6 protein-coding genes and 1 pseudogene are annotated in these 8912 nt (G+C 50.3%); all 7 read left to right on the top strand.

Annotated features, from left to right (window positions below; genetic code table 11):
- A pseudogene (locus tag MHN01_RS08610) lies at nt 1-870 on the top strand (hypothetical protein); the annotation flags it as partial.
- 131 nt (nt 871-1001) lie between these two features.
- Entirely contained in the window at nt 1002-1487 is a 486-nt protein-coding gene (locus MHN01_RS08605) for a hypothetical protein (protein WP_239410975.1), read from the top strand.
- A gap of 48 nt (nt 1488-1535) precedes the next feature.
- Nucleotides 1536-2354 carry an FTR1 family protein gene (locus MHN01_RS08600; RefSeq protein WP_239410974.1) on the top strand — a complete coding sequence of 273 codons (819 nt, stop codon included), beginning with the start codon at nt 1536-1538 and terminating at the stop codon, nt 2352-2354.
- A 2-nt stretch (nt 2355-2356) separates the two neighbouring features.
- The gene (locus MHN01_RS08595) at nt 2357-3772 is read left to right on the top strand and encodes an NAD(P)/FAD-dependent oxidoreductase (RefSeq protein WP_239410973.1); all 1416 of its coding nucleotides are present in this window, start codon (nt 2357-2359) and stop codon (nt 3770-3772) included.
- Between the two features lie 25 nt (nt 3773-3797).
- Nucleotides 3798-4385, top strand: coding sequence for a hypothetical protein (locus tag MHN01_RS08590; RefSeq protein ID WP_239410972.1), 588 nt, complete (start codon nt 3798-3800; stop codon nt 4383-4385).
- Between the two features lie 48 nt (nt 4386-4433).
- On the top strand, nt 4434-5852 hold the full coding sequence (locus MHN01_RS08585) for a hypothetical protein (RefSeq protein ID WP_239410971.1): 1419 nt from the start codon (nt 4434-4436) through the stop codon (nt 5850-5852).
- Between the two features lie 65 nt (nt 5853-5917).
- Complete coding sequence (locus MHN01_RS08580) at nt 5918-8812, top strand: cytochrome D1 domain-containing protein (RefSeq protein ID WP_239410970.1); 2895 nt, start codon at nt 5918-5920, stop codon at nt 8810-8812.
- Nucleotides 8813-8912: the final 100 nt, after the last annotated feature.

The following is an 8912-nucleotide window of genomic DNA, read 5'->3' as shown; positions in this document are numbered from 1 at the left end:
AGCAATGATGTGGTAGCGGATGATGCGTTTTCATTGGCGAACAATATCTCCAACCTATTGTTTAAAAACATTGCTGCTCTTCACTACAACAAAGAGCAGGGTACTTTTGTTACTGAATACAAAGACGGCAAGCAAGGCAGCAAGGTTGATACCTACGATGCCGCTTACTCAATTGTTGCCCTGTCAATTTACCAGCGTGCCAAAGATGCACTGCCAGTGGGTTACGCTTCAGCTGAAGCCAGTGATGTGGATCTGAAGTCAGCAGCAGGTAAAGAAGCACTGGCAATGATCAAAGGTCAGGCTGACTTCATCATTAACCAGCTAACAGGAAAAGACGGCCTGGTATTTGATGGCGTAACGCTGAATACCGTCAACAAGCTAACCAAGGAAAAATCACTGGATGCGCAGTTTGCCGCAATTCGTGGTTTAGTGGCTGCTTTCCTTGCAACAGACGATGTGAAATATAAGCAAGCAGCACGTTCTATCTATCTGGCGGTAGAGAAGAACATGTTTGACGAAAACATCGGCACATGGGCAACGGTTCCGGGCAAAGCGACAATCCATACGCCGTATACGGCTGCAGCGATCTCTGGCGGTCTGCGCGAGGCAATCTCTCACCTGAAAAACGAAGAAGGCGAGAACGAACCTGCTCTTGAGCTGACGATGCTGACTGATCGTTATGTAAGCTGGTTCCGCAGCGTAATCAACGGTGGTATGCAGCTTGCCGAGTGGATGGGCGACTCCGGTGAGAACCAAATCAAGGGTAGCAACTCTACTGATACCGATGAAGATGGTGTACACCAGATCATCGCTGCCGGTGGCAATTTCGGTACTGCAATGACTATGGCCAATAAGGTCAGCGTCAAGTAACAGGTAAAGTATCTTGATACTTATCAGGCAGCGATGTGAAGTCGCTGCCTTTGTCGTTTCGTCAATATTAACTTATTGATATTCAGTTCAATAGCTGTATTCAAGTACTCGTTCATATAAAGGTTGTTGTTATGTCAGTATCCCTAGGTTCGGATCAAAAGCTTGTCACTAGTGGATTTAGCCAATGGTGGCAGCGTTTGGCTTACCACCACAAGTGGACTGAGTCATTGCTGTACGTAATGTTTTTTAGTGGGTTGCTGCTCTGGGATACGGTAGGTGTTGACTGGCAGCTTGCCCGCTGGACCTTGCTGGTTCACATGTTGGTAGGCGCGACACTTTTTACCATCATTGTCGGCGCTTTTTGGGCCGCCCATCGACGCTTGATCACCTCTAGCAACAAGCCTTTCCTGCGCCAAACCGGCACTGTTATAGAGTGGCTGCTTATTGCCTGCTGCCTGAGTGGATTTTATCTGTTTTTCTATGGCAATCCGGGAAATGCGCTCGGTCTGTTTATTCAGGATGTCCATTTTTACTCATCATGGCTGCTGGCCCCGCTGGTGTTTCGCCATGCCATGAGATGGAGCGTGTTGAATCTGAATAAGTTTCGTCGCCAATAAGAGCCAGAAAGGCCGTATTACTTTGAATTTATTTACATTGGGGAGCCCATGTTAGCCAGTTTTTTAATTACCCTGCGAGAAGGGTTAGAGGCGTTTTTGCTGGTAGGTATCGCGCTGTCGTACCTCGCCAAGCTCAATGCCCGCCACTACAACAAATATATTTACCTGGGCGTGTTCGTCGGTTTAGTGCTTTCGCTTGCTGTGGCGGTGGTATTTCAGGTGGTCGTGGATCAGTTTAGCAACGAGCTGTACCGAAACTATTTGATGGCCGGGATTTTGCTGTTTGCTACTGTAGTGTTGACCTATATGGCAATCTGGATGCAAAAACAGGCCAAGAATCAGGTTGCACAGGTACAAAGAGAGCTGACGGAGATGGTCAGTACCGGCAACCTGTTCGGCTTGGTGTTTCTTTCGACCCTTGCCGTGTTGCGCGAGGGATTTGAAACGATTTTGTTCTTTTCTGCCCTGATGTACTCGAACTTTGGTGAGTTCAGTACTCAGGATGCCTTGATCGGCGCAGTGTCCGGGCTGGTGCTGTCCATTGTTCTGGTATGGATGATGCTTAAAAGTACCCGGAACGTGCCACTACGCTCGTTCTTCCGCTGGACAAGCTTACTTATCATTATCATTGCGGCTGGTTTGCTTTCTTCCGCTGTCAATATGCTGCAGGCGGCCCATGTACTGCCTATTGTTCATGCCCAGTTATTTGATATCTCGCATATTCTCGATGATCGTGGCGTCTTCGGCACCTTCCTGCGTGCGCTGTTTGGTTATAACTCGTCGCCAGGCCTATTGCAGCTGGTGGTCTGGGGCGGCTATATGCTGACCTTTATCTTTTTCTGGAACCGTGGATACAAACAGACATGAGCATGACATCAAATAAACATATTGCAGTACTCGGCGCAGGACCGGCTGGCCTGATGGCGGCCTGGGAGCTGGTAGAAGCCGGGTATCAGGTCACAATTTTGGAGCGTGATGATCATGTCGGCGGGATGTGTGCTACCCAAACCTTCAAGGGACAGCATGGTGAGTATCGGTTCGATTTTGGTGGTCACCGCTTTATTACCAAGAACCCCAAATTACTTGCATTTGTTGATGAGCTGATGGGCGATGAGCTGCTTTATGCCCAGCGCAAAAGCGTTATTCGTTATCGCGGTCGGGTATATCAGTATCCGCTGGCGATGCTCGATTTGATTAAAAACGCGCCGCTGCCTTTGTTGGTCGGTGGGGCGATTGATCTTGGTAAGCAGCTTTTTAAAGCCAAACCGCAGGACCAGTCGACAGTGAGTTTCGCGGAATGGATTGAAAGCCGGTTCGGTACAACCTTATACAAGCATTTCTTTGAAGGCTATACCGCCAAGTTGTGGGGAATCGATCCGGCATTTTTGTCGGGGGACTGGGCGTCACAGCGGATCAGCCTGATGGATCTGAAAGATGTGGCCCGCCGACTTCTGCCAGGGCGTCGTTCGTCGGTGCGCACCTATGCTCGCCAGTATCGTTATCCCAAGTGGGGCTTTGGTCAGCTTTATACCCGTTTGGCAGAAGAGCTGGAAAAGAAGGGGGTGAAAATTGTTCTGAATAGCGATGTCTGCGGATTAGCCTTTGATGCCAATAACCGAATTGAAGCGGTTGAATATCGGTATCAGGGTGAGGTTAACACGCTAAGCTGCGACGAGGTGATATCGACCTTGCCGTTACCGTTGATGTGTCAGCTAACCGGTTTTGACAGTGCCCTGGAGTTCAGGTCATTGCGCTTTATGAACATGCCAATGGAAACAGAGAATATTTCTGATAACACCTGGCAGTACCTTTCTGATCCTGAAATTTTGGGGACACGCCTGCAAGAGCCTAAACGTCGCTCGTCCTATATGGCACCGGAAGGGCGCTCATCAGTGATGATCGAAATTCCGTGTAATAAAGGCGATGAGGTATGGACGATGGAGGGTGAGAGCCTCCAGCAGCGAGTCTTCCGCGATCTTGAGTCACTCGGCGTCGATTCAAAACTGGCAACCGGTGAGTATTTTACCTCTTATACCGAGCATGCTTATCCGCTGATGGATATGACCTATCAGGCCAAGCGGGAAAAAGCGATCACTCATTTGTCGCAGTTCGACAACCTGATCATGACTGGCCGCCAGGGTACCTTCAGATACATCTTCACCGATACTGCCATGGAAATGGGAATGATGGCGGCGCAATCCGTTATTGATGGTAAGGACCGTCGTCGCGAGATATTCGATTTTCGTAACGAGAAAACCGTGATTGAGGTTCAGAGTGTGGCTTAACGAGAGTTGCTGTAGGGAGAACAAGATGAAACTGACCAACTTTACATGTGTATTGCGTACTTGCCTCGCTTTGTTGCTGGGGCTGGTTGCCAGCACATCAAGCCAGGCGTATTCCTATGCCGCAGCCGGGAAGGAGCCTGTTATTGATGGGCGCGAGGCGATTATGCAGGCGCTGGCTGCTGATGACTTTGCTGCCGCAAAAGTGGCTGTTGACGGTTTGCATGAAGAATTTACCTATCTGCTGAATGAGCATCAGGTCGATCTGCAAACGCCGATGGCACAGGCGCTGGCCGAAAAAGATGCCGCCAAGGTTGAAGCTGTGATGGATCGCGCCGTGATTGAGGAAATTATCCGCCGACTGGATGGCGCCGAGAAGAACTTGGGAGATTATCAGGTCGCCAAGGTGCTGGTGGTAAAGAGCAAGCTGTTTCTCGATTTGATTATGCCAAAGCTAGATGAAACCAATAGACAGCAGGCGACTACAGCGATCCAGGGTGTCCTCCAGGCGATTGGTAATCCAGGCGTTTTTGGTGTCGGTCAGGCACCTGCCGATCCTGCTGCCTTTAAACAGCAGCGAGAATTGCTCCTCGGAGCAATTGGCCAGTTGAAATAGTGATGAATGCGGCAGCACCTATTGGGCGATTAACTGAATGCCAGAGTTATGGTTGACCGAACGAACCGAGTGGTAACTTCATTAGGGGCTAATAAGCTCACTTTCATCATACTTATTGCACTGGTATGCATTGGGTGGTGGCTGTGGATTGGCCGTTTTCCTCTGGAGCTCACCAGTGATGATGCGCTTAACTTCTCACGAGGGGTTGAGCGCTTTTCGGTGCTGGAGTTCAGCCCGCATTTTCCGGGCTATCCCGCCTTTATCGGCTTGTCTCGATTGGCTGCTATCTGGGTTGAACCCGCAACCGCATCAGTTTGGATTTCGTTGTTATCGGCATTGTTGATCCCGCTTTTGATTGCTCGGTTGGTGTACCTGTTATCGGGATTTATGCCAGCCGCGCTATTGGGAACAGCTTTGGCTTATATGCAGCCGTTGCTGGCCTCGATAGCGCTTAGCGGACTGTCGGATTCAGCAGCGATGATGCTGTTTATGTTGGCGCTGATCGCTGCGCTTCAGAAAAAAAACATCATGACCGGGCTCTGGATTGGGCTGATGTTTGCCACTCGGCCATCTTACTTTCCGTTGGCACTCGGCATGCTCATGTTTCCGTTGTGGGGCGACTATGTCGGCTCAATACTGCGTGCGTACGGGCAGGCGGGCATGGCGATAACGGTGGTAGGGATACTTAGCCTGGGATTCATCTGGTTCCATGATGGTAGTGCTTATTTCGAGGAAGGGATACGTTTTACCCAGGGACATTTTGCAATCTGGGGTAATACCGTTGAGGGGGACAGCGCCAGCATATGGCAATGGACTCTGGCGCTGATGAAAGGGTTTGGCTGGCTTGGCGTGCTAGTCGTGATTGGCTCGCTATTACATGCCGTGGCTGGGCTTATCACCAAACCAGTCAAGGTTGACAGTCAAAAGCAGATGGCCCTGATAGCGGCAATCGCCGGCTTGTATTGGGTATGGATCACGGTTGGACAAAACCCGGATAACTTACGCCACTGGGCGCCGGTGCTGTTCCTGTCTTTAGTGGTGTTTCCCGTACAGCTGAGTAGGTTACGAAAAGGGGTATTAATCAGTGATCGGAACGTGCCAGTGGCGGGAATCATCGCTAGTGGTGCGGTTATCTACTGCCTGATTAGCGGGTATCAAAGTATATATAACGCCCCGTTGCAGGCACCAGTTCAGCAGGCAATGGGCTGGATCAAGCTCAACCCTCAAGTCAGGGTTGTCGGCTCCAACTACAGTGTGAATCTGTTACGTGAGCAACTTGGCAGTCATGCCATCTATGACATGTATTACCCCAGCAGCAAGCTGGCACTGGTCAATGCTGCCAAGCGTACTCCGCAAAGTGCCTGGCGGATATCGGGAACACGATTGCCCCGCCAACAACTGATTGCCGAATTCAGACCACGGTTTATCGGGGAAAGGCGTCTCTATTTATATCAAATTAGTCAGTGATCCTGGTTACTGGCTGGAAGTAGTGAGTGTAAAGGCGAATGAAGTTAATAAGTATATATAAGCCTGTGAAGCAACTAATTTTGCTGATGTTAGTGTTGCTCAGCCAGTCGGCAGTAGCAATCGAGAAAAGTAGCTCGATGTTGTTTAATTTGGATAAGAGCCAGATTATCAGTGCTAACTTTGATGCGGGAAGCGTCAGTATTCTGGCCCGTGAAGACGGCAAACTACTTGCCGAGTCGACTATTGGTCGGGATATCCGCCGTATAGCCCTGACGGATGACGGCAAGTTGTTGCTGGCGACAGATTATTTGAATGATCAGGTTGTGTTGCTTGATGCCAAGACGCTTGAAACCCAGCAGGTGACGTCTGTGCCGTCGCGCCCTTTTGGGGTCGTGTTTGATGCGAGCCATCAGCGCTTTTTCGTTACCAGCTTTGAGCGTGACAAGCTGCTGGCTATCGATACCGAGGGGACTATTATCCAGACAATCGATACGGCGTCGACACCTCGAGGGCTGGCGTTGACGGATGATGGTCGGATGCTGGTGACGCATTCACTGTCAGGCCAGGTTTCTATCTATGATGTGAAGGCTGAGCAGCCAACATTACTCAAGGTTGTGCAACTGGCAGATACTGCCGCCGATCCGGCTAAAACGACGCCGCAGGGCAAGCCTCGCCTGCTGGATAATATTGCCATTTCACCTGATGGACGACAGGCTTGGTTGCCGCATGTTCTTTGGTCGTTTGGTCACGATTTTCAGTTTCAGTCGACGGTATTTCCGACAGTCTCACTGCTGGATCTGGAGCCGGGCAATGAGCATGAGATTGTTGACGAGCGTAAGCAGCTATTTAAGCAAATCAATATTATCGAAAGTGGTAACCGAATTCGTATCGTTTCTAACCCGCACGATGCAGTGTTTACCGATGACGGTAAGAAGATTATTTTCACCCTGGCAGGTTCAGAAGACCTGATGGTGTTTGATCTGTCACGACAGGGCAAGAAGAATAAAAAACGCCACCGTCGCAAGAAGTTCCAGGGAGGCGTGAAAGCCACCCAGATTTACCGCAATGTCCCGGGAGACAATCCGCGTGGCATACTGGTTAGTGGACGCGAGCTCTATGTGCAGAATGCAATGACGCTGGATATTGCCAAGTTCGATACCGGTGCTGCTGGCCCGTTTGCCAAGGTAAAACTAAAGCAGGCGCACTTTGCCGACCTGGTATCAGTCGATCCGCTGCCCAAACAGTTGCGACAGGGCAAGACCTTGTTCAATAGTGCCAATATGGCAGACTCACCTGATTTCCCGATGGCCGGGGATTTCTGGATGAGCTGTAATTCCTGCCATTTCGACGGATTCAACTTTACCAACCGCCAGCTAATGGAAGATGGCAAGAAGGACAGATTCAGCAACGCGCTGACTGGTCATGTCGATGTCCGGAAGATGATCGCCGGTGATCCGGTTGGTGCCTATATTGATATCATCCAGAAAACTCAGGGTGGCATGGGCGGAGATCCGCGTGAAGAGTCACTGCCGCCAGTGAGTGTCGAGAATCCACCGCTCGAGGCGGCCAAGATGATGTCGGCCCTGAACGAATATGTTCGTGCGCCGGAAAACTTGCCTTACCTGTCAACTTGGCTACGGTTGGATGATGACAAGCGCTATACCCATCCGGACGAGTGGATTAACTCAGCCGAGTGCTCTGACTGTCACACCACGATTTATGATCAGTGGGCCGATTCCAACCATGGAATGAATATGGACCACCCGTACTATCGTTTTCACGAGGATTTTGCCGCGAAAACGGAAGGTGAGGAGTTCCGTGTCTTGTGCCGTGGCTGTCACGCACCGCAAATGGTGATCAACGGTGACGAAGGACCGATGACTGACTTTGGAGATATGTGGGAAAAAGGTGGCGTGTCGCTCAAGGAGGCGTTTGTTCATGGCAAGTCAGTCAGCGAGCGAGGAACAGGCTGTGTCTTTTGCCACCGGGTGACCAAGGCTGAAAATGCCGGAGGTAACACGGACATGACGGTGAATATCAAAGACCGCGATAGCTATGTGTTTGAGGATGCCAAAAACAGCATGCTGAAGTGGTTGTCTGAAAAGCAGATCAATGCCATGCCTGAGCAGCATAAGGCGTCATACTCCAACCCAGAGCTCTACCAAAGCTCACTCTACTGTGCGACTTGTCATAACGAGTTTACGACAGGGCAGGGAGCGAATATCAACGACAACTTTGGTGAGTGGCTGGCCTCTCCGTTTAATGCACCGAATGATCCGAAACAGCATAAAACTTGTATCGATTGCCATATGACTCAGGATGTCACGGACTTTGATAATAAAGTGGGTGGCCAGTCGACCAATGATGGTCCGATGAAGTCGAATCTGCGCTCGCACCACTTGGTGGGCGGCAACTACTTCTTTACCGGTATGCGAAACGCCGAGCATAAGAAGATGAGTATCGACATATTGAAAACGGCACTGAGTCTGGAGGTTGAAAAACAGGGCAACTTGCTGACAGCCAAGATCACCAATGTAAACTCAGGCCATGATATGCCGGGTGGTGCCCGCCGCCAGGTATGGGTGGAAGTGATTGCAACAGATGCCAATGGCCAGCAAGTTTATACCAGCGGGGTGATGAAAGACGGCGTTATTCCTAAAGATGCCCGTAAATTTGTCAAAGTGGGAGTCGACAAGGATGGCAAGCCGGTTGGCCTTCGCTTCTGGCGTTATGTGAAGATAGGGAAAGATACCCGGATAAAGTCAGGTGAAACCCGTAATGAAGTGTTTGAGCTACCGAAGGATGCTAAGTATCCGATTACTGTCTCTACGCGCGTGCTGTACCAGGTTTTTGCCAAGGCGCTTACCGACAAGGTTCGCAATGCCTATCCGGAGGAGAACATTCCGGATCCGGAAGTGATTGAGCTGCAGAAAGTTGTGAAAACATTCGCATCTCACTAGCCGTAAAACAAAAGCCGGTGCAGGTGATACTTATCTCCTGCACCGGCTTTTAGTTAACGATAGTGGCTAGTTACCAGTCAACCCCTTTACGGGCTTTGAT

The organism is Photobacterium sp. OFAV2-7 (genome assembly GCF_022347985.1).
Lineage (GTDB): Bacteria > Pseudomonadota > Gammaproteobacteria > Enterobacterales > Vibrionaceae > Photobacterium.
Note: the sequence above shows the minus strand (reverse complement) of the source record. Positions and strands in the feature narration are given on the sequence as shown.

Coding starts and splice junctions, on each gene's coding strand:
- MHN01_RS08605 (WP_239410975.1), top strand. CDS start 1,002: ATGTCAGTATCCCTAGGTTCGGATCAAAAGCTTGTCACTAGTGGATTT.
- MHN01_RS08600 (WP_239410974.1), top strand. CDS start 1,536: ATGTTAGCCAGTTTTTTAATTACCCTGCGAGAAGGGTTAGAGGCGTTT.
- MHN01_RS08595 (WP_239410973.1), top strand. CDS start 2,357: ATGACATCAAATAAACATATTGCAGTACTCGGCGCAGGACCGGCTGGC.
- MHN01_RS08590 (WP_239410972.1), top strand. CDS start 3,798: ATGAAACTGACCAACTTTACATGTGTATTGCGTACTTGCCTCGCTTTG.
- MHN01_RS08585 (WP_239410971.1), top strand. CDS start 4,434: ATGGTTGACCGAACGAACCGAGTGGTAACTTCATTAGGGGCTAATAAG.